Source organism: Pseudomonas sp. NPDC088444 (assembly GCF_044900175.1).
Classification (GTDB): domain Bacteria; phylum Pseudomonadota; class Gammaproteobacteria; order Pseudomonadales; family Pseudomonadaceae; genus Aquipseudomonas.
Genome location: NZ_JBJDNK010000001.1, coordinates 785644 through 810380, shown reverse-complemented (window position 1 = coordinate 810380; position 24737 = coordinate 785644). Strand labels below are relative to the sequence as shown.

At 60.0% G+C, this 24737-nt stretch carries 19 protein-coding genes; 4 read left to right on the top strand and 15 right to left on the bottom strand.

The genetic code is table 11. From position 1 onward, the window contains the following. Positions 1–28: 28 nt before the first annotated feature. From ACI2KB_RS03875 to ACI2KB_RS03840, 8 genes are all read right to left on the bottom strand, one after another. Positions 29–3265 carry an RCC1 domain-containing protein gene (locus tag ACI2KB_RS03875; RefSeq protein ID WP_404631522.1) on the bottom strand — a complete coding sequence of 1079 codons (3237 nt, stop codon included), beginning with the start codon at positions 3263–3265 and terminating at the stop codon, positions 29–31. After that, positions 3216–4559 (bottom strand): hypothetical protein, encoded by a 1344-nt coding sequence (locus tag ACI2KB_RS03870; protein WP_404631520.1) that lies wholly within the window; start codon positions 4557–4559, stop codon positions 3216–3218. Before ACI2KB_RS03870 ends, ACI2KB_RS03875 begins: the two co-directional genes overlap by 50 nt. Positions 4560–4695: 136 nt before the next feature. After that, positions 4696–5349, bottom strand: a complete 654-nt coding sequence (locus ACI2KB_RS03865; RefSeq protein ID WP_404631518.1) for an HAD family hydrolase — start codon at positions 5347–5349, stop codon at positions 4696–4698. A 174-nt stretch (positions 5350–5523) separates the two neighbouring features. Next, a complete protein-coding gene (locus tag ACI2KB_RS03860; RefSeq protein ID WP_404631516.1) occupies positions 5524–6513 on the bottom strand; it encodes an ABC transporter ATP-binding protein in 990 nt (329 codons plus the stop codon). Position 6514: 1 nt separating this feature from the next. Further along, entirely contained in the window at positions 6515–7312 is a 798-nt protein-coding gene (locus ACI2KB_RS03855; RefSeq protein WP_404631514.1) for an ABC transporter permease, read from the bottom strand. Next, complete coding sequence (locus tag ACI2KB_RS03850; protein ID WP_404631512.1) at positions 7299–8141, bottom strand: ABC transporter permease; 843 nt, start codon at positions 8139–8141, stop codon at positions 7299–7301. Before ACI2KB_RS03850 ends, ACI2KB_RS03855 begins: the two co-directional genes overlap by 14 nt. Further along, entirely contained in the window at positions 8138–8944 is an 807-nt protein-coding gene (locus tag ACI2KB_RS03845) for an alkaline phosphatase family protein (RefSeq protein WP_404631510.1), read from the bottom strand. Before ACI2KB_RS03845 ends, ACI2KB_RS03850 begins: the two co-directional genes overlap by 4 nt. A gap of 170 nt (positions 8945–9114) precedes the next feature. Beyond that, the gene (locus ACI2KB_RS03840) at positions 9115–10191 is read right to left on the bottom strand and encodes an ABC transporter substrate-binding protein (protein WP_404631508.1); all 1077 of its coding nucleotides are present in this window, start codon (positions 10189–10191) and stop codon (positions 9115–9117) included. 380 nt (positions 10192–10571) lie between these two features. On the opposite strand from ACI2KB_RS03840, the gene ACI2KB_RS03835 reads away from it, so the two are divergent. Further along, the gene (locus ACI2KB_RS03835; protein ID WP_404631506.1) at positions 10572–11291 is read left to right on the top strand and encodes a UTRA domain-containing protein; all 720 of its coding nucleotides are present in this window, start codon (positions 10572–10574) and stop codon (positions 11289–11291) included. A gap of 39 nt (positions 11292–11330) precedes the next feature. Here the strand turns inward: ACI2KB_RS03835 and ACI2KB_RS03830 are convergent, their stop codons facing one another. The 3 genes from ACI2KB_RS03830 to ACI2KB_RS03820 form a co-directional block, all read right to left on the bottom strand. Continuing rightward, positions 11331–12473: an FAD-binding oxidoreductase gene (locus ACI2KB_RS03830; RefSeq protein ID WP_404631504.1), complete on the bottom strand. Its 1143-nt coding sequence runs from the start codon at positions 12471–12473 to the stop codon at positions 11331–11333. A 9-nt stretch (positions 12474–12482) separates the two neighbouring features. Beyond that, positions 12483–13727, bottom strand: a complete 1245-nt coding sequence (locus tag ACI2KB_RS03825; RefSeq protein ID WP_404631502.1) for an SRPBCC family protein — start codon at positions 13725–13727, stop codon at positions 12483–12485. 328 nt (positions 13728–14055) lie between these two features. Then, the gene (locus ACI2KB_RS03820; RefSeq protein ID WP_404631500.1) at positions 14056–15036 is read right to left on the bottom strand and encodes a LysR substrate-binding domain-containing protein; all 981 of its coding nucleotides are present in this window, start codon (positions 15034–15036) and stop codon (positions 14056–14058) included. Positions 15037–15153: 117 nt separating this feature from the next. On the opposite strand from ACI2KB_RS03820, the gene ACI2KB_RS03815 reads away from it, so the two are divergent. Both ACI2KB_RS03815 and ACI2KB_RS03810 read left to right on the top strand, forming a co-directional pair. Further along, the gene (locus ACI2KB_RS03815; protein WP_404631498.1) at positions 15154–15870 is read left to right on the top strand and encodes a TetR/AcrR family transcriptional regulator; all 717 of its coding nucleotides are present in this window, start codon (positions 15154–15156) and stop codon (positions 15868–15870) included. Beyond that, entirely contained in the window at positions 15860–16639 is a 780-nt protein-coding gene (locus ACI2KB_RS03810) for a pyrroline-5-carboxylate reductase family protein (protein ID WP_404631496.1), read from the top strand. The genes ACI2KB_RS03815 and ACI2KB_RS03810 overlap by 11 nt, the downstream gene beginning before the upstream one ends. A gap of 151 nt (positions 16640–16790) precedes the next feature. Here the strand turns inward: ACI2KB_RS03810 and ACI2KB_RS03805 are convergent, their stop codons facing one another. Continuing rightward, entirely contained in the window at positions 16791–18827 is a 2037-nt protein-coding gene (locus tag ACI2KB_RS03805) for an FAD-dependent oxidoreductase (RefSeq protein ID WP_404631494.1), read from the bottom strand. A gap of 208 nt (positions 18828–19035) precedes the next feature. Here ACI2KB_RS03805 and ACI2KB_RS03800 point away from each other — a divergent pair, with 208 nt between their 5' ends. Continuing rightward, positions 19036–19950: a glycine betaine ABC transporter substrate-binding protein gene (locus tag ACI2KB_RS03800; protein ID WP_404631492.1), complete on the top strand. Its 915-nt coding sequence runs from the start codon at positions 19036–19038 to the stop codon at positions 19948–19950. A gap of 168 nt (positions 19951–20118) precedes the next feature. Here the strand turns inward: ACI2KB_RS03800 and ACI2KB_RS03795 are convergent, their stop codons facing one another. The 3 genes from ACI2KB_RS03795 to ACI2KB_RS03785 all read right to left on the bottom strand — a co-directional run bounded on the left by ACI2KB_RS03795 (position 20119) and on the right by ACI2KB_RS03785 (position 24734). Further along, positions 20119–22308: a mechanosensitive ion channel family protein gene (locus tag ACI2KB_RS03795; RefSeq protein ID WP_404631490.1), complete on the bottom strand. Its 2190-nt coding sequence runs from the start codon at positions 22306–22308 to the stop codon at positions 20119–20121. Between the two features lie 313 nt (positions 22309–22621). After that, complete coding sequence (locus tag ACI2KB_RS03790; protein WP_404631488.1) at positions 22622–23911, bottom strand: M18 family aminopeptidase; 1290 nt, start codon at positions 23909–23911, stop codon at positions 22622–22624. 187 nt (positions 23912–24098) lie between these two features. After that, positions 24099–24734, bottom strand: coding sequence for an RluA family pseudouridine synthase (locus ACI2KB_RS03785; protein ID WP_404631486.1), 636 nt, complete (start codon positions 24732–24734; stop codon positions 24099–24101). Positions 24735–24737 lie beyond the last annotated feature (3 nt).

Sequence of the window (24737 nt, the reverse complement as noted above, 5' to 3'; positions counted from 1 at the left end):
CTGGCATTCTGGTTAGGGTCTGTGCCGCTCAGGTTATAGGTCCAATAGGTGCCGACCCCGGCGGAGTCTGCGCTGGGGCTTTCGCCTCCGCAAACAGGTAGTCGTGCGCGGTGAGGTCCAGCGTGACGTCGTCTTCAAAGCCGCCACTGATCGTCAGCAACAGGTCGGCGGAAGGTTGCTCATCGTTTTCGCCCACGGGGATGACGCCGTACCAGACGCGCACTTGGCCACCTGCTCCGACCATGAACTCGCCGGCTGGGACCTCGAAATCGATTCCGGTGCCGGGTCCATTGCGATCCACGACTGTCCAGTCGTACAGCGTGTCTTCAAGGTACAACCTGACGCGATCCTGATAGTTCAGCGCGCCCGGAAGGATGTGTACCTTGATCATTTTTTCCGGATCGTCACCAGGGTCCAACACATCGCCCGGCGCGTCGGGAAGCTGCGGTTTGGCCCATTCAGCGAAACTGAACGAAACCGTGCGGCTCACGCGGGATTTTTTGCTGGCCACCGCTTGTGCCTTCAAGGCCCGTGTACTCACGGCAAGGCGGGTTTCGTAGGAAACACGCCCTTTCAGATAGGGCTGCGCCGCACTGCTGTCTGCGCCTACATCGGCGTTACCCCACGTCACGATTTCACCGTCGGAGCGCAGCGCCACGAAACTCTGGTCGTTGGCGTAGACGGCTTTCACGTTGATCAGTTGTGCCACGACGCTGCTGGTGTCCCCCCCAAGCGCTGGGTAACCCCAGGCGACGACTGTGCCGTTACGACGCAGCGCGGCGAATGCTTGCGCGTTGCCTACCACCTGAACAATGTCGTCGAGGGTGGCGATGTCCGCTGGGACCTCCCCGCCACTGGCCGCCGTGCCCCAGGCGACAACATGACCACTGGCCCTGCGTGCGGCCATGGCGTCAGAGGTCGCGCTGACTTCGACGATGTCGGTCAGCGACTTGATGGCCGCAGGCACCCTTCCTCCCTGGTCGGCGTTGCCCCATGCCAGCACTTGCCCGGACGTGGTAATCAACGAAAATGCATAATGAGAAGCGGCGCCCAGTTCGGCAACGCTCGCGTCGGCGACTTCCATGGTCACCCTGCCGCCCCTATCAACCGCCCCCCACGCCACCACTCGGTGGTTGGCACGCAGTGCAGCGAAGGCTCCATGGTTTCCTGAAACCTCTTTAATGTCCGTTAACGTCGCAACGTCTTCCGGCACAGTTCCTCCGTCCGCTGGACTACCCCAGGCCACGACCTGCCCTGTGCCACGAATGGCCGCGAACGCGTGCTCGCCACCGATCACCTGAGTGATGTCACTGTGTGCCTTGACCGCATCGGGTACCGTTCCACCAGCAATCTCCACGCCCCAGGCGTAGACTTTGCCATCCGTCCGGATACCGGCTATCGCAAAGCCGTTGCTGGTCAATGCGACGTAGCTGTCCAGCGGGTTGGTGCCTAGATACCCGCCTTCCCTTGCGCTTCCCCAAGCAACGACGTCGCCATTTTTCCTCCGTGCTGCGTAGGCGGCGCGGTTGCTGCAGACTTCAACGATGTCGTCCAGGGTGATGATGGAGGGCGGGATCGTCCCCCCAAAGCCAGCATATCCCCAACCGATCAAGTCGCCACTGTCACGGTGCGCCACATGAGCCCATCCATTGCCAATGATATTCACGGCGCTGAGCACCACATGGTCTTCACGGGTGCGTATATGCAGAGGCGTCCAGGGGCGACTGTCTCTCCAGCTAGTGGCTTGCGTCCAGCCCGTATCGCCCTCGTATTGCCACTCGGCGTTCAGCGTCGCCCCCGTGTTTTTGTCGAACGCACTGATCCTGCGAGGCTTTGCCGATGCCTCATACGCCGAGCGACTGAACCTGGCGCCCATCACGTTCAACAGGCCTGCGACGATGGCGCTCTTGATGTCGTAGGTGCTCGACGGCGAGGGGCCTTCGGCGCTTTGATCGGCACGCTTGACGGTGTAGCTCAGTGTGACGCTGAAGCCATCGTTGGCTTTGACGTTTACGTAGGGGATGGGGATTAGCAACTCGCCATCGGTCGTCACAGATTTTGTTGGACTCACGCTGCCGTCGCCAGGCTGGCCCGCCCAGTTCAGGGTGACCGAATCGCCCGCCTTCAGTTGCGCCTCGGCTGGGATGCTGACATTTGCACCATTGGGCACCTTGCCCGGATCGAGCAGGCTGCCAACGGCTTCCACAATAGCGGGCGGCGGCAACTGAACAGGCAGGTCGTTTTCCACGTCGAACGTCAATGGTAGAGAAGAGCGATCATCCCCAGCCAGAAGCTCTACGCGATAGGTGACACGTACATTGCCGCCGACATTTTTGGTGACCTCGGCCAAAGGCACGGTGAATTCGACGTCCTTGTTGTTGCTGGCACCCGTGATGGATTTGTCGAGCAGGAATGGCGGTTTTCCGAGATCGTCTTCCCAGGTCATGTACACGTGATCGCCGACATTCATGTCCGGTGTCCAGGCGGCGATCACCACCTTCGCACCCTTCGGGATTTCAGCCAAGTCCAGCACGCCATCTTCGCTGCCTGCCACTTTGGGAACCGGCATGAGGGGCACAGCACCGGCACCGACCTGGAAGTTGAGAATTTCCGAATCGCTACGCCAATTTCCCACACGGATCACCCAGTAAGACGCGGCGATGGTGCCTTCGTCGTTGTCAGCGATGAATTGCGCATCGATGTCAAAGACAACGGGTTTGTCCTTGGTGAAGGAGTTGATTTTGATCCAGTCTTCGAGCTCTTCCGTTTTGCTGCCTTTCCAGAGGTAGTGCACTTCGTCGCCGATCTCCATGTTCGGGTAGATGGGGACCGTCAATGTCGTCCCCGGCAGGTCGGGGTCCATCACGCCATCAGCGACCCCGGCCACAATGGGAATCGGCAATTCGGCTCTGGGTGTTCCGACATTCAACAGGAACGCTCTGGCAGACTCCCGGATAACGATGCTGCCATTCAGATCCTTGGCCAGTTCGAAGTACAACTGCAGGGTTCCGCCGTCCAGCGTTTTGAGATGGGTGCCGTCGACGTTGATGTTGATCGGCAGCTTGTTGGTTTCTTCACGTCCGGTGATGACGTGCGGAGGAAGGGCGGGATCATAAACCGTGAGATCGGCGCGGGTGCCGATCCAGCGCAATGTAATCTGGTCACCAGCAGCCATGCTGTCATCCCAGGGGATTTCGATGGCAGTTCTCGCCAGTTCAGGATCGAGCGCTCCCTGAGCGGCATCCTTGGCGATGGGGGCCTCCATACCAACGCCGCTGCCCTTGATGTGGACGAACTGGCCTCTCGACGGCGTTGAGCCGTTCCCATTGACACGTGTGTAGGAAAAGGCGGCCTGCACCAAGGCAAGTCGGCGCAGGAGCGCATTGGGGATTGGGATTTTCATAAATATGATTGAGGGTCAGGACTTCAACCTCGTCGGTCTCGTACTCCGCGGCATCCCCGTCGGCAGTGGTGCCCGTGAGCTTGCCGACCAGCCTGTCGCCCACTGCGAAATCGGGAAGCGCGACCGGGATCTGCAGGGTTGCAGGTTCAGCACCCAGCGCATCAAGGTCCAGCTCGCCGTTGGCCGCTTCTTTCACGAAGGGGGCGTCCAGCCGAGCGTTGCCGGTGTCGACCACGACACGCTTCTCGGCCGCCCAGTCCATTGAGCGGTTCAGGACCAGGTCGTAGACTTCAAAGGTCACGGCCAAACCATCGAAGCCGGAATCACCTGCCGCGAGAATGGTGGCCTCCTCGATCACGATTTCAATGTCCTGACCGACTTCGGCCTGGGTGACCGGGGCGTGATGCACGAAGTGCCCTCCCCAGGACACCTTGATATCGTCTCCCACGCTCATGTTCGGATAAGGGTGAACGGTGACCGGAACCCCTGCCTTGGCGGCGGCTGCATCGACTCCGTCGTTGATGATGTCGTCAGGCAGGTCGAATGTCAGCTCTGAGTGGCCTGGCACGCTGCCGTCCTCATCGACCCCACCGGGAAGCGTGAGCTTGACCAGAATGTTCAGCGCGTCCGATGCCTCGGCTGCTTGCCCCAGGCGCGTGATGCTGTATGACAGTGTGTGTGCGCCGTCGACCAAGCGTGCACTGGGCACGAAGGCAACCACCCGCGCGCCCACGTCCTCGGGTTTGAGCAGTGTTCCCGAAGCGACCTGCGTCGTACCGTTGAGCATGATTTTGTAGCTGTCGCCCACCGCCATGCTCGACCAGGGCTGAATGTAGAGTTGCAGCCCCTGCAACGGAAAGTTGGTCTGTGCGGCGGCAACGTTGATACCCCAGGATCCGTCATCCAGCGGGCCGGTGGCACCGGGGATTTCAAGATCGATCAGGGCCAGGGGAGACAGACCGAACGTGGATATCCCCTGTCCGAGTGGGTTCAAGACAATCTCAAACCCTGCGTCCAGCTCCTTGCGGGCGAGGGATTTGTACAGGCAGAGCTGGTCGTCCAGTAAAACGGACACCCGGGTGCTCGACCTGAAGGATTTGAGCGGGTTGACGAGGGTGAATTGCTTCAGGTTGCCGGGGGGCGTGAGGGTGGGCATGGCGCTTGACTCCTGTCGAATGAACCCAAGACTCAATTGAGCGCCGAGATGGAATGTTTGCCTACTGTCAGAAATGACAGTAAAAGCTGCCGCTGTTCTGACTGAACAGGGTGACCAACCCGCTGTCGAGGCTTGACTAGCGCCAGCTATGAATCGGCCACCCCGCCTTTTCTGCCGCCTCCTTCAACACCGGATCCGGATTGACCACATGGGGAAAATCCACCTTTTGCAACAACGGAAGATCATTGCGCGAATCGGAATAAAAACTCGCGCCTTCGAGGTTTTCGCCTTCCTGATCCAGCCACTCCAGCAAACGGGTGATCTTGCCTTCGCGATAGGTCAGCACGCCTTGGGTCTTGCCACTGTAGACGCCGTGAACCACCTCCAGATCAATGGCCAGCACTTCATCGACGCCGATCCGCTCGGCGATGGCTTGAACGAGGTGCACGCCGGAGGCGGAGATGATCAGAATGCGGTCGCCGTTGGCGCGGTGTTCGGCGATGGTTTTGGTGGCGTCGCTGAAGATGATCGGTTCGATGTAGTCCTCGACCCACGGGCCGACGAGGAACTCGACTTCTTCAGGCGTGCGGCCAATCATCGGCTCCAGGCTGAAGGCCATGTAGTCTTCCATGGCCAGTTCGCCACGGCTGTAGGCGGCCATGAGTTCGCGGTCCTTGTTCATGAACCACTCCGGGTCGACCCAGCCCAACCGGCCCATCTGCTCGCTCCACAGGCTGGCGCAGTCGCCGTGAATCAGGGTTTCGTCCAGGTCGAAAATGGCTAATGCCATGGTGTAAATCCTCTCAATTCAGTACGTGCGCACATCCATAGGCAGGCGCTGGACCCTGTGGGAGCGAATTCATTCGCGATGGCGTCGGTACAGACGATAAAAATGTTTCGTATGTACCGACCAAATCGCGAATGAATTCGCTCCGACAGGGGCAGATGTGCAGTGTTGCCGAAATCACGCCACTTCGCAGAGCGCCGACGGTTCGATGTTCAGGGTGACCCGTTGGCCGTTCGGGTGCAAGTCGCTGGCGGAGCGATTGAGCACGTCGACCACCAGTTCCACGCCTCGTGCTTCAACGCGATAACGGATCACGTTGCCCAGCAAACTGTGCCCGCGCACTTCACCTTCCAGCGAGCCGGTGAGGCTCAGTTGAATGGCTTCCGGACGAATCGCCACGCGGCTGTTGATCGGACGTTGCATCAGACGGCTGGCGTCATCCGCCTCCAGCAGGTTGTAGTTGCCGATGAAGCCAGCAGCGAACGCGTCGACGGGTGCGGTGTAGAGAGTTTCGGCGTCGCCGCTCTGCACGATCCGGCCCTGGTTCATCAGGAAGATGCGGTCGGACATGGTCAGTGCTTCCTCCTGATCATGGGTCACGAAAATCGTGGTCAACCCCAGCTCCTGCTGGATCGCACGGATCTGTTCGCGCAGGTGTTTGCGAATCCGCGCGTCCAGCGCCGACAGCGGCTCGTCGAGCAGCAGCAGGCGAGGGCGGGTCACCAGCGAACGCGCCAACGCCACACGCTGGCATTGGCCGCCGGACATTTGATGAGGGTAACGCTTGGCGAAGTCCGTCAGCTCCACCAGCTTCAACACTTCAGCAACGCGCTGTTTGGTTTCATCGGTGCTGACCTTCTGCATGCGCAGGCCAAACGCAACGTTCTGCTCCACGTTCATGTTGGGGAACAGCGCGTAGCTTTGGAACACCATGCCGATGCCGCGTTTCTGTGGCGACATGGGGACGATGTTCTGGCCGTCGAGAAAAATCTTGCCGCTGGTAACCGACGTCAGCCCGGCAATGCAGCGCAGCAGCGTTGATTTTCCGCAGCCAGAAGGGCCGAGCAGGGTGATGAATTCGCCCTTGTTGATCACGCAGTTGATGTCGCTGAAGACCGCGGTGCTGGCATAGTTCTTTTGCAGGTTTTCGACAGTGACGAAGCTCATGTCAGTCTTTGTCCTTGTTCAGTCGGTTGGCGGCCCAAGTCAGCAGCAGCACGAAGAAAAAATAGGAAATCACCAGCGCGCTGTTGAAGTGGCCGCTGCTGTTGCGCATGTTGTTGAGGTACACCTGCAGCGTCTCGTAGCGGGTGCCCACCAGCAGGTTGGCGAACACGAATTCGCCGAACAGGAACGAGAACGACAGCAGCAAGGCGATCATCAGGCCCTTGCGCAGGTTGGGCAGCACCACCAGAAACGCCGCCTGAAAGGTGTTGGCGCCGAGCAGTTGTGCGGCGTCCATCAGGTCCACCAGGTTGATCGCCTGCAAGTTGTTGGTGATCGCCCGGTACATGAACGGCAAGGCCACGGTGAAGTAGCAACCGATGAGAATCCACGGTGTGCCGACCATCGCCAGCGGTCCCGAACCATAGAGCTGCAAGAGGCCCACCGACGACACCACCGGCGGCACCGCGAAGGGCAGCAGGATCAAGATGTTCATCAGCGCGTCGAGTTTCGGGAAGTGGTAGTGCACCACGAACAGCAGCGGCAGGATCAACACCACCGACAGAATCAGCGCGCCGACGCACACCAGCAGCGACTGGCCGAAGGCGATCAGGAAACGCGGGTCACTCCACAGCGCCAGATACCATTTGTAGGTGAAGCCTGCGGGCAAAATCGACGCCGACCAACTGGTGGCGATCGAATAGATGAAGGTGCCCAGCAGCGGTGCCAGCAGAATCAGAAACAGGATGTACACCACCAGACGGTGATAGAGCCCGGCCGGGCCGCGTTCAGCGCGAGACATGGTAGCTCCTCTTCAACAGCCACTGATGGACGAGGGTCACCAGGGTCATCATGCCCACCAGAATCATCGCCAGTGCGCTGGCCATGTTCGGATCGAGGGAAATATCACCGGCCACCATCGCCGCGATGCGGATCGGCAGCACGTTGAAGTTGCCGGTGGTCAGGGCGTAGACCGTGGCGTAGGCGCCGAGGGCGTTGGCCAGCAGAATCACGAAGGTGCCCAGCAGGGCCGGGGTCAGCACCGGAATGCCGATGTGCCGCCAGAAATCCCAGGTGCTGGCGCCGAGCAGCGAGGCCGATTCGCGCCAATCATCGCGCAGGGCGTCGAAGGCCGGGTAGAGCAGCAACACGCCGAGGGGGATCTGGAAGTAGGTGTAGAGAATGATCAGGCCGGTCTTCGAGTACAGGTTGAAGTCATCGATGATCCCGGCCTGTTTCAGGATCAGCGTCAGCGCGCCGTTGAAGCCCAGCAGAATGATGAAGGCGAAGGCCAGCGGCACGCCGGAAAAGTTGCTGGTCATGTTGGCGAAGGCGCTGACGAAATCCCGAAGCTTCGACGGCACTTTGCGCAGTGAATAGCTGCCGAGAATGGCGATGACAATGCCGATCAGGCTCGACCAGAAACTGATCTCCAGACTGAACTGCATCGCTTGACGATAGAAGCGTGAGTTGAACGCCTTGATGAAGTTGTCCAGCCCCCAGCCTGCGTCCGAATGCAGGCTGTTGATGGCGACCCACGCCAGCGGCGCGATCTGAAACGCGATGAAGAACAGGGCGAAGGGCAGCAGGCACAAAAGCCCCAGCCATTTGCCGCGAGGCTGTGAACTCACTTGAGCACCTCTGCGCAAAAAGGTTTGTCGTGGGGCACGCCGAGCAGTTCGCAGACGGTGCCGCACATCTCGGTTTGTTTGGGCCGTGCGCCGGGGTCGAGGCTGAAGGCGTCGCCAATCACGAACAGCGGCACTTCGCGCTCTTCCGGCAGGATGCCGTTGTGGGAGCGATCGTTGTTCATGCCATGGTCGGCGGTCACCAGCACTTGATAACCGGCATCGAGCCAGCGTTGCAGGTACTCGGCCAGGATGATGTCCGCCGAGCGTGCGCTGTTGCGGTATTGCGGGGTGTCCAGGCCGTGTTTGTGGCCTGCGTCGTCGATGTTCATCGGGTGGATGAACAGGAAGTTCGGTTGATGCGCCGTTCGCAGATGCTCGGCATCGTCGAACAGGTGGGAATCAGGGTAGTGATCGACGTAGTAGAAATGACCGTGCTGGATCGGCAGGTCAACGTCGTCGGTGTGTCGGTCACGGGACGCGATGAACGGGCTGCGGTTGTACAGCTCGCTGACCCAGTGATAGGCCGCGGCGGCGGTCTTCAATCCTGCGGTTGCGGCGTAGTGGAACACGCTGCGCTGGTTGGACAGGCGCGAGACGTGGTTGTGCACGATGCCGCTGTCGATGGGCGCAACGCCCGTCAGGATGCATTCATACAAAGGGCGGGACAGCGCAGGCAGCTCGCATTCCAGCTTGTACAAGGCGGCCCGGCCCGCGTTCCGGTAAGCCAGCAGATGCCCCATCGCATGCTGCGCCACGCTGTAGCTCAGGCCGTCCAGCAGGATCAGGATGACGTTGTGTTTCATGGCTTCTCCGGGGGGAGCAAATGGGTGTGAGCGGTGAAAATTGTGGGAGCCGGCTTGCTGGCGAATGCGGTATGTCTGACACATCAATGGTGATTGCCCCACCGTATTCGCCAGCAAGCCGGCTTCCACACAATCCGCCATGCGTCATCCCTGAAGCATCGGCGAATGGCTTACTGCATCTCGACAATCACCTGTTCGTTCCACTGCTGAGGCAGGGCTTTCGAGGTTTTTTCCCAGGCGTCGGCGTTTTTGATCGGCTGTGGGTTGGCCTTGACGTATTCCTCGGTCGGAATCAGGTTCTTCGCGATGTCGGCGGGCAGCTTCAGGTCGGTTTCCGCACGGATCGGACGAGCGTTGCCTTTGGCCAGGTTGATCTGACCTGCGTCGCTGAAGATGTATTCGCGGGTCAGCTTGGCCGCGTTCGGGTGCTTGGCGTATTTGTTGATGATGGTGGTGTAGCCCGATTTGACCGAGCCATCGGACGGAATCAGCACCACGTAGTCATCCGGGTTGGCCATCTTGGCCTTGTAGCTCAGGCCGTTGAAGTCCCAGACGATGCCGACTTCCACTTCGCCTTTTTCCATGGTCTGGATGGTCGGGTTGTTGATGCCCAGACGCTTCTGCTTGGCCAGGTCTGCGAAGAATTGCAGGCCCGGTGCGATGTTGGTTTCGTCGCCTTTCATGGCGATGGCGGCGGCCAGTACGCCGTTGGCGGCTTGCGCGGCGGTGCTCACGTCACCGATGGTGACTTTGTATTTACCGGTTTTCAGATCCGCCCAGGATTTCGGTACGTCGGAGCCGTGCAGCAGCTTCTTGTTGACGATGAAGGCAATGGTGCCGGTGTAGGCCAGTGCCCAGTGACCGTCTTTGTCCTTGGCCCAGTCTGGCACTTTGTCCCAGGTGGTCGGTTTGTACGGTTGGGTCACGCCTTTGGACACGGCGATCGGGCCGAAGGCGGCGCCCACGTCACCGATGTCGGCGCTGGCGTTGTCTTTTTCCGCATCGAATTTGGCCACTTCCTGGGCCGAGCTCATGTCGGTGTCCATGTGCACCAAACCGTATTTGGCGGTCAGGTCGGTCCAGGTGCCTTTCCAGTTCGCCCAGTCATCGGGCATGCCCACGCTGTTGATCGCGCCTTCGGCTTTGGCCGCGGCTTCGAGGGTCTTGAGGTCAGTGTCTGCGGCCATGGCCGATGTGCTCAGCGCGATGGCCGAACCCAGGAGTGATGCCAGCAAAAGGTGTTTCATTCGAAGCTCCTTTGGTCTTTTTCGACGTGGTAGTGCATCAGATCGATGAAGTGTTCGCTGCGTTTGCTTTGGTCTAGATCAGCAATACCTGAGCCAAGTTAGGCCAGTCTCGTGACACTTTCGTGTCTGGACCGACTCTTGCTGGGGCTGACGACGTGACGCCAGGCCATCGATAGCGCTGTGAAACAAGCGTAGACCATGGCCAAGTGGTTGATCTGAAAAGGCTAACTTCTTTTTTATGCCTGATTTATCAAGCAGATCGCGCTGGAATGTCACGTAACAGTCATCTAGCCTGCCTAGGCTTGAGACCATTGAAACGGGCTCCCCCGCTGCAGACCATGGCTTTGAAATGCACTGGTCTAGTCCAGATAGGTAACGCGATGCGCCAAGATGTGCCACGAGCGGTGACGACCATTTGCAACGCCTTACAGGAGCAGATCGAACACGGTCTCTTGCCTCCCGGCAGCAAACTGCCCGCTGAACGTAAATTGAGCGAAGTCTTCGACACCACCCGCATCACCTTGCGCGAAGCGCTGGTGCAACTGGAGGCGCAGGGGCTGATTTATCGCGAAGAGCGTCGGGGCTGGTTCATCTCGCCGCCGCGCCTGGCCTATGACCTGATGCGCCGCAGCCACTTTCACGCGATGGTCGAAGCGCAGGGGCGTGTGCCTGCAACTCAGGTCATCTCGGCGCGTTTGCAACCGGCCTCGGCAGCGATCTGTGAGCTGCTGCAACTGCCTGCCTTATCCAGCGTGATCCAGATCTGCCGCGTGCGGCGTATCGATGAGCGATTGGTGTTGTACGTCGAGCACTACCTGAACCCGGAATACTTTCCGCAGATGCTGGATTTCGATCTGAATCAGTCGCTGACGTTGCTCTATGCCAGCCATTACGACATTCGCTATGGGCAGGTGCGGTTCGAGATGGTGCCGACGGCGTTGCCCGTTGAAGCGGCGGCGGCGTTGAAGGTGTCGATTGGTAGCCCCGGGTTACGCATTGCGCGGGTCAACCACGATCAACGCGGCCGTTTGATCGATTGCGATCTGGAGTATTGGCGGCATGACGCGATTCATGTGAGCGCGGTGGTAGGGGAGATTTAAAGCTCCTACGCCCTCCGGCCAGAAGCGTGACCGTTGACGCTACAAGTCAATCACCAGGTCCGAGGTCGGCTTGCTGCAACACAACAACCGCATCCCCTTGTCGATCTCCCGCTGGCGAATGCCGCCGTTGTGGTTCATCTCCACAGTCCCTTGCAGCAATGCAGTCTTGCAAGTGCCACACACGCCCTGGCTGCACGACGACGGCACGATGGCCCCGGCTTTTTTTGCCGCTGACAGCACGGTCTGCTGGCCCGACATGCTGAACGTCTTGCCCGAACGGGACAGGGTGACGGTAAACAACGTTTCGGTTTGCTCACTCACAGGCGCCTGTTCGATCAGCGGTTCCTCCACCAGCGCCGATATGTCGAAACTCTCCTGATGGTAATGCTGGAAATCGAACCCGCCCTCCTTCAGCAGCGCTTTGACCGCGTCCATGTAGCCTTGCGGCCCACAGGTGAACACCTCGCGCTCCTTGAAATCCGGCACCGCCGCGTTCAGCAGGGGCAGCGACAGGCGCCCCACCGCGCCCGTCCATTCCCTATCCGCACCCAATCCCTCGCACACGTTCAATACCTGCAACCCCGGCATCAATGCTTGCATCCGCGTCAGCTCATCGTGAAACACGATATCGAGGGGCGTACGCGCGCTGTGGACGAACACGATGTCCAGTTGAGCGGCCATGTCGAATCCCGCTCGGGTCATCGACATCAACGGCGTCACCCCGGATCCCGCCGAGAGGTACAACAATTTTTTCGCGGGATGCCCCACTGGGGTGAAGCTGCCAGCAGGCCCCGAGGCGTTCAGCGTTTCGCCAATTCGCAGGTTGTCATGCAGCCAGTTCGACACCATGCCGCCCGGCACGCGCTTGACCGTGATCGAGAACGAAAACGGCCGCGTAGGCGATGACGACAGCGTGTAGCAACGGGCGATGCTCTGCCCGGCGATCACCGGCGACACGGTGATGAACTGGCCCGGCTCGAAGCTCAGGGCGCTGAAATCGGCGCAGCGAAAACTGAACGTCTTCACGTCGTGGGTTTCATCGCGCACGTCACAGCACAGCAGGGTCTTCTGCTCGCCGCTGTTCCACTGCGCGCCGTACGCGCTCCAGGTCCCAGGATCGGTGAAGCGTTGTTGCGAAGACGCGGTACCCACGCTTGTAGGCAAAGTCTCGAATCGGGTCATGATCATTCCTCACACACCGTGAGCCGCAAGCCGCGCTGCGTACCAGCGCGAGAACTGATCGACGTAGGATTCGGTGAACGCCGAAAACGGGCCGGGTGAGTAAGCAGGGTCTTGTGTGCCGCTGTGGGTGATCGCCACGAGATTGGCGTCTTGCTGGTTGGTGGCGTTCCACACCTCGACCAGTGTGTTCACGTTGTAATCCACCCCTTCCACCGCATCAGCGTTCACCAGCCATTTGGTGCGCACCAGGGTTTTGTCCGGGGCGAGAGGGATGATGTAGGAAATCACCGCGTGATCGCTCATCACGTGGGTCCAGGAGTTGTGGGTCCATAGGTGCACGTCACCCAGATCGCGGCGGGTCAGATCGCCAAACAGCTTGCTGCACGCGACGCGGGTGTCGAGTGTTTGCGACTCGCCATTGCCCGCAATCACCAGGCGCTGGGTGCGGAACTGCGTCACCGCGTCCACCTCCAGATGCTCCACGGCATCACAGATGAAGCCCTGGTCCTCCCAACTCTTTTTCGCGGCGGCATTGCGCTGTTCGTATTCGTCCAGCGCTTGCAGCGATTCTTCGCTCAAACCGTCGGCGCAGAAACCGAAGTCTTCCGGCAAGAACGATGCAGTCAGTTCAGGGTGAGTGCCCGCGCAGTGATAACACTCGCGGTTGTTTTCGATCACCAGTTTCCAGTTGCCGTTTTCAATGATTTCCGATTCGTGGGCGATCTTGGTGTAGGTCATGTTGTACGGGGCAAAACGCGGATTCATGGTCTCAGCCAAGTAACCGATGTCTTCTGGCGGTTGTTCGCCCAAACACACAAATATATGTGCGCCCACTACTTTGCTGTGCACAGGCATCAGGCTTCTGCACTTCGCGTTAAAGTCTTTGCCCATGTGCGCAGCATGTTTCAGGCTGCCGTCCAGGTCATACGTCCATTGGTGATAAGGGCAGACCAACATCCCCACGGTCGATTTGCCCGCAGGCTTGAGCCGCGCGCCGCGATGGCGGCAGACGTTGCGAAACGCCTGTATTTGCTCGTCATCGTCGCGCAGCAGGATGATCGAGGATTTGCCGATGTCGATGGTTGAAACATCGCCCGGCTCTGCAATATCTGCGGTCACGCCGACCAATATCCAGTGCTGGGTGAAGAAGATATCTACGTCGGTGTCGAAGATATCTTCGCGCCCGAACAAGGCGCCTTTCATACCGTGGCCGGGTGTTCTTGTTTCAACTAACTGGCGATGGGATTCGATCATGGCTGCACCTCTCAGGCGTCGATCTAATAATGGAATCGAGTATCGAGAGGGCTGAAAATATGGTCAATGCGCTATATTTTCAGGTTCGCATAGCTGTGGGTTATGCATGAACGATGGAGATGCGTGACGCGTCATGCGTGGGAGCCGGCTTGCTGGCGAATGCGGTCGGTCAGTCAACGCTCTGGTCACAGACATACCCTCTTCGCCAGCAAGCCGGCTCCCACAATGTTTGCCGTCGATCATGAATCTGTCGGCCGACACAAATTACTGTGGGAGCCGCCTTGGTGGCGAAAGCGCTCGACGTGGCGACGTAGAATCTCCCACAGGTTCAGCGGTCGTCGGTGATATTGGAGTCAATGTGTTCGATGGACGATCCGCTACATAGCCACTCGACCAACCCTTGCACCAACGGCGTCGCCTTACGTCCATTCGGCACCACCCCGTAATACGCTTCTTTGGGCCTGACCACGTACTCGGTCAGGCGCACCAGTTCACCGCTGGCCAGTTGTGGCTCCAGCAGTCGATGCCAACCCAGTGCCACGCCGTGGCCCTGTAACGCGGCCTGAATCGTGTCGGTGTAGGAACTGCAACGCAGGGCGTACTTGAGCTTCGGACGTTCCTCGCCCAGTTCCTTGAACCACGTCTGCCAGGTCATCCAGCCTTCAAGGGTGGCGTCGGAGTCGATCAACTCGACATGCAGAAAATCTTCGGCATGCACCGGCGCTATGTGAGTCGCGAGCCAGCCGGGCGAGCACACCGGAAACACCTCTTCGTCGAACAGAAAAATCGAGGTGCCGTCGTCCCATTTGCCATCGCCGTAACGCACCGCCAGATCGATGTCATCGCTGCGCAAATCCGGGGTGAGCATCTGCGTCACCAGGCGCAATTGCAGGTTGGGCTGCTTCAAGCGCAAGGCACTCAGACGGGGCAAGATCCGCAGTTGCGAAAAGGCTGACGTGCTGGCCAGCACCACTTCCTGTTCGCGAATGCCTTCGTGGACCCGGTCGAACACACTGGCCATGCGTTGCAATGACTCGGAGGTCACCGAGAACAGCAGATAGCCCTCGCTCGTCAGTTTGATCGCCCGGTGCAGTCGATGAAACAGGCGGGTGTCGAGGGTCTCTTCGAGAAAACGGATCTGCTTGCTGACCGCCGCTTGCGTGACCCCCAGCTCCTGCGCCGCCAGGGTAAAACTGCTCAGCCGCGCCGCCGCTTCGAACACCAACAGGGCGGTCATCGAAGGGATCAGGCGGCGATAGCCTTTGACCTTTTTCGGCAGGCCTTCTTTTGGGAGTTCTTCAAGCTGCATGGGGATGCCTGAACCGGAGGAAATGAGGTTGCGTGTCGTGCAAATGTACATGGGTGTACATCAATAGACCGGGGGCGTACAGTTCATTCACTCACTTTCAAACAAAGGCGACACCAAATGTCGGTATCAGGCAAGGAACGCGGCAAATCCTCGGACTCTGGCTGGCGCGGTTCAGCAGAAGGCTGGCTGGAAGCGGCCTATGACGCCTTGAAGGAATCCGGTGTGGATGCCGTGCGCGTCATGCCGCTGGCCAAGCGCCTCAACCTGTCACGCACCAGTTTCTATTGGTTTTTTCAGGACCGCGAACAACTGCTGGCCGCGTTGCTGGCCCGCTGGAAAGACAAGAACACCGGCGGCATGCTCAAGCAATCCGAAAGCTACGCGGAGAACATCACTGAGGCGATTCTCAACGTCTTTGAGTGTTGGCTAAATCCGGAGCTGTTTGACTCTCAATTCGAATTTGCCGTGCGCAGTTGGGCGTTGCAGTCAGAAGAAGTCGCTTCGGAAATCGCTGCGGCGGACGCGACCCGGATCAATGCGTTATCGGCCATGTTCCGGCGTTTTGGCTACGACCCCGATGGCGCTGACACCCGTGCGCGGACGATTTATCTGACGCAGATCGGCTACATCTCGATGAAGACCAGCGAAGACATCACCCAGCGTTTCCGCCGCATTCCCCATTACGTCGCGATCTTTACCGGCAAGACGCCGAAGCAGCGCGAGCTGGACCGTTTCTATGGCGCCTTCGGTTACGCCGAAAAAGAAGCGGGTGAATTCGTACCGCTGGCTGAAACCTTTGAGGACACGCTGGAGGAATCGCCCAGTGAACACTGAGCGCATCGGCATCATTGGCGGCACTGGCTGGTTAGGGGCAGCGCTGGCGCGGGCGCTGCTCGACAGCGGTTTTGTCGAGGCGGATCGTCTTCGGTTGTCCAACCGCTCAGGAAGTCATCCACTGGCGGAAACCGGCGCTCATCTATTGGCGGACAATCAAGCGCTGGTCAATGCCAGTGACGTGGTAATCCTGTCGGTGCGGCCAGAGCAGTTCAAGGCGCTCAACGTCGATGCGTCAGGGAAACGGGTGATTTCCCTGATGGCGGGTGTGACATCTCAAACCATCCGTGAGGCGACCGGGGCTGAGACGGTGGTGCGAGCGATGGCCAACGCGGCGGTGCAGATTCGTCAGTCGTTCACGCCGTGGCACTGCGCGCAGCTGTTGAGTGATGTGGATGCCGACTTCATTCAACGGTTGTTGGAGTGTGTCGGTACGGCCAGCCGAGTGCCGACGGAGGAGGGGATTGATTACCTCAGTGCGTTGTCGGGCACTGGCCCTGCGTTTCCGGCGTTGGTGATGACAGCGTTGACTCGGCAAGCGGTGATCGCGGGTATTCCTGAAGACGTCGCCCGGCAGGCCGCCCATGGGGTGGTGGTGTCAGCCAGCCAGTTGCTTGTGAATCACGATCCGCAGGCGATGATCGATTCGTTGGTGGCTTACAAAGGTGTCACCGCGGCGGCGTTGCAGAGCTTGATCGATGAAGGGTTTGAAGATCAGATCGGGCGGGCGGTTGAGGCGGGGGCTGACGTAGCACGTAAGGGCATGTAACCGTTTGTCCGTCCTCACACCTAACCCTTGCGGGAGCGAATTCATTCGCGATTGGCCGGTCCATCCGACATACATCTGTCGGCCACACCACCGCATCGCGAATGAATTCGCTCCCCCAGGGGGATGTGTGCCACGTTATATCTGTGTCCTGCTACAAATCCTTCACCAACCGCAACGCATCGTAAATCGCCGCATGGGTATTGCGCGCCGCCACCGCATCGCCGATCCGGAACAACTGGAAACGCCCATTCGGATTGGTCACCAGGTTCTGCGCCTTACCGGCAATCAGGTCATGCTGCTCGACAGCGCCGTCGTTTTTCGAATGAGGCCGCAGCTCGAAATACAGATCATCCAGCGGCAGAGTGCCGTGGTTGATCACCACCTGATCGACGATGCGCTCCTTGTTGACCTTGCCGTAATCGCTGCCAAAGATCGCGGCCAGTTTGCCGTCGCGCTTTTTCACCGACTCCACGCGGTAAGTCACCGTGAACACCACGTCCAGGTCTTGTAGCGTGCGCATGTAGGGCACCAGGTTCATGGCCATGACTTCTGGTGAGAAGGCTCGGTCCGGGGTGACGATTTCCAGCCGTGCACCGCTTTGAGCGATGACCTCGGCGGCTTGCAGCGCGGCGTGGTCGCCTGCGTCATCGAAGATCAGCACGTTTTTACCGGGTTTCACGTCGCCGGAAATAATGTCCCAGGCCGACACCACCAGCTCGTTGCCTTCCTTCAGCACTTCGGTGTCCGGCAGGCCGCCGGTCGCGACGATCACCACGTCCGGCTCCAGCTCCAGCACCGTTTGAGCTTCAGCCCACGTATTGAACTGAAACTTCACCCCCAGCCGTTCGCACTGGGCCATGCGCCAGTCGATGATGCTGATCATCTCGCGCCGCCGCTCGCTTTGAGCGGTCAGGCGAATCTGCCCGCCTGGCTGGTCCGCCACTTCCACCACTGTCACGTCATGCCCGCGCTCGCCCGCGACCCGCGCTGCTTCAAGCCCCCCGGGACCTGCGCCGATGACCACGACCTTGCGTCGGGTCGCGGCCTTGGGGATGTCGTGGGGCATGGTAGTTTCACGTCCGGTGGCCGGGTTGTGAATGCAATACGCGGCGCCGCCTTGATAGATGCGGTCCAGACAATAGTTGGCGCCGACGCAAGGGCGAATGTCCTCTTCGCGCTTCTCGATGATCTTGCGCACGATGTGCGGATCGGTCATGTGCGCGCGGGTCATGCCGACCATGTCGACTTTGCCGGAAGCCACGGCGTGGCGCGCGGTGGCCACGTCCGGAATCTTCGCGGCGTGGAAGGTCGGGAAACCGGTAGCGGCACGAATCTCACCGGCAAAATCCAGATGCGGCGAGTTGCGCATGCCCTGAATCGGGATGACGTCGGTGAGCCCGGCGTCGGTGTCGATGTGGCCTTTGACCACGTTGAGGAAGTCCACCAGACCGCTGTCCTTGAGCATGTGCGAGATGGCGATGCCTTCCTCGGCGCCGAACCCGCCAGGCAGATCCTCGTCGCCGGTGTAACGCACGCCAAGGAGGAAGTTCTCACCGCACTGCTTGCGGATGCCGCGCAGGATGTCGAAGGTGAAGCGCAGGCGGTTTTCCAGCGAGCCGCCATACGGCCCGTCGAGGGTATTGGTCATCGGCGACCAGAACTGGTCCATCAGATGGCCGTAGGCCTGAAGTTCAAGACCGTCCATACCCGCCGCTTTCATGCGTTCAGCGGCGTCGACGTAGTCCTTGATGATGCGCTGGATGTCCCAGTCTTCGAGTTTTTTCGGAAACGAGCGGTGGGACGCTTCGCGCCGATGCGAAGGAGAGACTACTGGGAGCCAGTCAGCTTTGTCCCAGCGCGTGCGACGGCCCAGGTGGGTGAGTTGGATCATCACCGCCGCGCCGTGTTCGTGGCACTCATCGGTCAGGTCCTTGAGCCAGCCAACCACCTCGTCCTTGTACGCCAGCACGTTGTTGAAAACAGGCGGGCTGTCCCGCGAAACCGCCGCCGAGCCTGCGGTCATGGTCAATGCCACCCCGGCCTTGGCGCGCTCGACGTGATAGGCGCGATACAGGTCTTTGGGCATGCCATCCACCGGATACGCCGGTTCGTGGGAGGTGGTGATGATGCGGTTTCTGAGGGTCAGGTGCTTGATCGTGTAGGGCTGCAGCAGTGGATCGCTGGACATCGTGTGGCGCTCCTCGGGTCAACTTCAGGCTCGGTTAGAGTTGAAATTAGGAGGAATGTACACCTGTGTCAACAGTGTCTGACGTTGGTGTACATTTCGCTTGCATCCCTACCGACTGTGTGGATAAGATCGGCCCGGTCAGCTGGCTCAGACCGGCACGATTCACCGCTTTCACTGCCACACCCAAACACGAAAGGGGAAATGCACGATGGTTGCTTATTCACCGCATAAGAAAAAACGTATTGGCTGGTTTGCAGGGGTCGCACTGGCGACTGTGAGTCTGTTCGGCTACCTGTCCGTTCAGGCGGCGGATCAGCCCCCGGTGCGCATTGGCTGGGTCAATTGGTCGGATACGGAGATCGCCGTCAAGCTGGCCAACGTCGTGCTCGAAGACCAGCTCAAGCAGCCGGTGAAACTGGTGCAGGCCGACATCGGCATTCAGTTTCAGGCGATGGCCAACGGCAACATCGACCTGATCCCGATGGTCTGGCTTCCGGGCACGCATAAGGCGTTCTGGGACAAGTACCAGGACAAGCTGGAGGATTTGGGCGTGTTGTACGAAGGACGCATCGGCATGGCGGTGCCGGACATCGTCCCGGAGAGCGAAGTCAAAAGTCTCGCCGATCTGAACAAGCCCGGTATCGCCGCGAAGTTCGACGGCAAGATCCTCACCTCGGAGGTCGGCAACGGCCAGTACAAGCTCACTGAAAAGGTCATCAACGACAAAAAAATCGTCGGCTACAAGATGGTCGCCTCGTCCGAGAGCGGCATGCTCAGCGAGCTGGACCGCAACCTCAAACGCGGCAAGTGGTCATTGGTGAACGCTTGGAGCCCGCACTGGATGTTCTCCAAATACCCGCTGCGGTATCTGGATGATCCGGAGCATATGTTTGGTGGCGCCGAGCAGATCCACGCCGTTGCTCGCAAAGGTTTCAGCGCGCAGTACCCGCAAGTGGCGCAGTTCTTCGCTCACTATTCGATCCCGGCGGCGGACTTGCAGGACCTGATGCTGAAAGCCAAGGAAAGCTCGGCAGAGAAGGTGGTGGCGGAGTATTACGCGGCCAACAAGGCGCGCTTTGCGGCGATGGTGAATGGCAACGCCACGGCCTCAACGACGCCCTAACCCACTGATCGTGGCGGATCGCGGATTTCTGTGTCTACGCAAAACCTGTGGGAGCCGCCTTGGTGGCGAATGCGTCGGGTCAGCAACATCCATGTCGACTGACGCGACGCATTCGCCAGCAAGTCGGCTCCCATAATGTGACCGCGTCAGGTCAGATGCCGCGAAGGCTTACCCCGCCGCATCATCCTTTTTGCCACGCACCCCACTCACACTCCCGCCGCTGGTGCTCACCTGCACATTCAACCGTGGCGTCGCCAGATCCATACCCGCCTCATCCAGATAGCGCTTGAGCGACAGGTTGAACGCCCGCGACACCTCCCACTGCTTGATCGGAGCGGTCTTGAAGCGTGCCCTCAGAATGGCGTTGCCCGACTCGAAACTCTCCACCCCCTGAATCTCCAGCGGCGACCAGATGTTGCGCCGTTGCAGCGGATCGGTGCGCATTTTCTGGCCCACGTCGCGGATCATCTTCAGCGCATCGTCTATGTTCATGTTCGACGGAATGGCGATGCGGAAAATCGCGTAACCAAATTCGCGGGAGTAGTTCTGGATGCTCTTGATTTCGCTGAACGGGATGGTGTGCACGATGCCGTCGATGTCGCGCAGGCGTACGGTGCGGATGGTCAAACCCTCGACTGTGCCCAGGTGCCCGCCGACGTCGACGTAATCGTCGATGGCCAGCGAGTCCTCGATGATGATGAACAGCCCGGTGATCAAATCCGCCACCAGCGACTGTGCGCCGAAACCGATGGCCAGACCGATGACACCGGCACCGGCCAGCAGCGGGGTGACGTTCATGCCCATATTCGCCAGCGCGACGATCACTGCAATGATGAAAATGGTCACGAACAGCACGTTGCGGATCAACGGCATCATCGTCTGCGCCCGAGCGTTCGCCAGGCCTTTGCGCGAACGGGTGAGGGCGTGATGAATCGCGGTGTCGGCCAGAATCCAGATCAGCCAGGCAAACATCAGCGTGGTCGCCAGCCCAAAGATGCGCACGCTGATGTCGTGGCCTTCGCCTTCGGAGAAACGGATCAGCGACAAGCCCCAGACCCGCAGGCCCAGTTCGATGAACACCAGCCAGACCAGCAGATGCGCGACGGTGTAGAAGAAGCTCTTGAGTCGATCCGAGTACAGCGCATGGCGTTTGTGGCCGTGGGAGGGTCTTTGCGAATGGCGCCGCACCAGGCCGTTGATGACCATGCACAACACCAGCAACACGGTGCAGATCAGGGACTGACGCAAGGCGGTGCTGGTGTCGCCCGCCGAGAAGAACGTGGCGAACAGCGAGACGCCCACCAACACCAGCGCGGGCAGATACCAAAAGCTGCCGACGATTTCGATGGTGTCGCTGAGGGCGCGACGCTTGAGGCGTCGGGCCAGTGGCTGGTTGCGAATCAAGTGGGCGATCGGGCGACGGAAACGAATGATGAACAGGCCCGTGGACAACGCGGCCATGACATTGGCCAGGGTGGAGGTGGTGTGGGCCAGATGCACGCCGAGGCTGGCCACCAGCCGGGGGTCGCTCAGGGCCTCGCCGAATGCGGCGAAACTGCCGATCCACCACAACGGCCGAAACGCCTGATGACGCAGGATGTACAACGCCTGATGACGATGGGGGCCGTCGAGCAGCGAAAATGCAATCACGCAGATCGCTGAAAACAGCGTGCCGACCACCAGCGCATAGGCCAGCACCATCGCCAGATCGCGGCCCAGTGACGGTGGCAGCGAGTAACTCAGGTACACCGTGATCACCAGCGCGATCAGCCAGGGGCCGAGCTTGCGCAGGGCGAACACCAGCATGTCGGTGGGGCGGGGGTGTTGCGGAAGCTCCGCTGACAGGCCAAAACGCGCCCGCACCCGATGGCCGAGCCAGATCAGCGCCGTCGCCAGCAGGCTCCACAGGGCAATGACCACGGCAAAACTGAAGATGATCGGCCACCATTGGTTCGCGGGCAGCATCAGCGCCATCAGCTCGTCTTCGGCCAGCGACACTTCGTCGCCCCAACGACTGAGCGGGCTGTCGTCGCCGGTGAATTGCTTCTCGAATTCCGACAGCGTGCTGCCGATCAGGCCCAGTACCCCTTGTTCAGCAGTGGGCTGGGCCTTCTTCGTGGCGTCGCGCAGCTTTTTCAGATCGTCCAGCAGCTTGGCGCGCTGTTGGTCGTTTTCCAGCGAGGTGATGACCTCGTCCAGCGACTGGCCCAAGGGTTCTTGCGCTTGCGGTTGGGTTTTCTGACTGCCACCCAACAGGCTCGGCAGGCCCGCCGCTTGAGTGGTTGCGAAGGGAAGGAGCGCCAGCAGACAGATCAACAACAGACGCAATACGGAGCAGGAACGTGAGAAGGCAGTCACCGAATCATCAACCTCGAAGCGGGCGGGCGATTTGATTGTACATGGCGTATTTGTGTGGGCATCGACTGTGTGGGAGATTCCATGTTGCCTGGTCAACCGCCTTCGCCACCAAGGCGGCTCCCACAGGTCCCGCGTCGGACAAAAGACATGAGGCCAACTCGGTCATTGTGGGAGCCGGCTTGCTGGCGAACGCGGTGGATCAGTCAACTCACCTGTAATTGACACAATGCAATCGCCAGCAAAGGGATCGCCGCTCGGCCGGCTCCCACAGGATTGGCCCCACCCTCAGATCGGTATTACCCGCAAGATGGCCTTACGGCAACTCGGCGCTCGCATAAAACGCCGTCAGCACTTTGACCAGATGCGCCAGGTCCTGGCTCCCCGCCAGTTCACGGATCGAGTGCATGGCGAAGGTCGGCAGGCCGATGTCCACGGTGCGCACGCCCAGGTGTCCTGCCGTGATCGGGCCGATGGTCGAGCCACAGGCCATGTCGCTGCGCACCACGAAGCTTTGCACCGGTACTTCTTCGGCCATGCACAGATGACGGAAGAACCCGGCCGTTTCGCTGTTGGTGGCGTAGCGCTGGTTGCTGTTGACCTTGATCACGGGGCCTGCGTTGAGCTTCGGGCCGTGGTTGCCATCGTGCTTTTCAGCGTAGTTAGGGTGCACGCCGTGGGCGTTATCCGCTGATATCAGCAGCGATTTCTGCACGGTACGCACGTAGTCGTCGCCTTCCGGCAGCAGGCGTTGCAGCACTTGCTCCAGCATCGGACCGTCGGCGCCGCAGGCGGAGGTCGAGCCGACTTCTTCGTGGTCGGTGCAGACCAGTACGCAGGTTTCTTCGCCGTCGGCGTTGAGCAGCGCCTGCAGGCCGGCGAAGCAAGACAGCAGGTTGTCCAGTCGCGCACCGGCAATGAAATCGCCATTCAGGCCGATGACCGCCGCACTTTGGGTGTCGTAGAAACTCAGTTCGTAATCCAGCACCACGTCGGCATTCAGGCCGTGCTCTCGGGCCAGTTGATCGGTCAGCAGGGCACGGAAATCAGGACGCTCGTCACCCGCGACCTGCGCCAGAATCGGCGGCAGCTCATTTTGTGGGTTGATTTGCCAGCCTTCGTTGGCGGTGCGATTGAGGTGGATCGCCAGGTTGGGGATGACCGCAATTGGCTGCTTGAAATCGATCAACTGGCTCTCGACCTTGCCGTCTCGGCGGAAGGTCACACGGCCAGCCAGCGACAGGTCGCGGTCGAACCACGGCGCCAGCAGAGCGCCGCCATAGACTTCCACACCCAGTTGCCAGAAGCCCTGACGTTGCAGTTCAGGCTGCGGCTTGACCCGCAGGCACGGGCTGTCAGTGTGGGCGCCCACCAGACGAATGCCACCGAGCAGCGGGGACAGACGGCCCAGCCTGAAGGCGACGATGGAGGAGTCGTTACGGGTGACGTAGTAGCGGCCACCGGCTTCGGTGTGCCACGGCTCGCGTTCGTCCAGACGCTGAAAACCTGCGCCTTCCAGACGTTGCACCAGGGTGGCGGTGGCGTGAAACGGGGTAGGAGAGGCCTTGAGGAAGTCGATCAGGCCTTGGTTCAACTCTTCGCGCATAAGTAACTCCAGACAGCAATGGCGGGAGTTTACAGGCGTATGCGGGTGGGGGCGAGTGGGGGGTGGAAAGGTTTTAATGTGGGTTTGATTGGCTGGAGATCGTTACTTTGATGCCCTGTCGAATGCGCCCGAGGGGCATCCATGTCGCGATCCTGAGGGCATCAAATTAAGAATCCCAAGCCAACCCTCAAAACGGCGCAGGACACTCAAACCGCAACCGCTCTTTGCTCACCGGATGGGTGAATGTCAGCATGCTCGCGTGCAGGCACAACCTCGGGTACGCCGCCAGTGCTTCGGGATGTGCATACAGCCCATCGCCCAACAACGGATGCCCGATCGACAGCATGTGCACGCGCAACTGGTGCGAACGGCCGGTGATCGGCGTCAGTTCGACGCGGCAATGGGTGTCGTGACGTTCCAGCACCTTCCAGAAGGTCAGCGCATGTTTGCCATGTTCGTGATCCACCACATGCCGGGGCTTGGTCGGTGGGTCGTAACGCAGGGGCAAGTCAATGCTGCCGCTGTCCAGCGTCGGTTGGCCCCAGGCCAGTGCGGTGTAGGCCTTTTCGGTTTCCCGGTCATGAAACTGTCGCGACAGTTCGCGGTGGGTGTCCGGATCACGTGCCAGCAGGATGATCCCTGAGGTTTCCCAGTCCAGCCGATGGACGATCAGGGCGTCGGGATAGCCATTCTCTTGCAGGCGCGTGATCAGGCAATCCTTGTTGTCGTCGACGCGGCCAGGCACCGAAAGCAGCAGGGTGGGTTTGTTCACCACCAGCACGGCGTCGTCCTGATGGAGAATGTGAACGTTGGACAGCGGCATTGA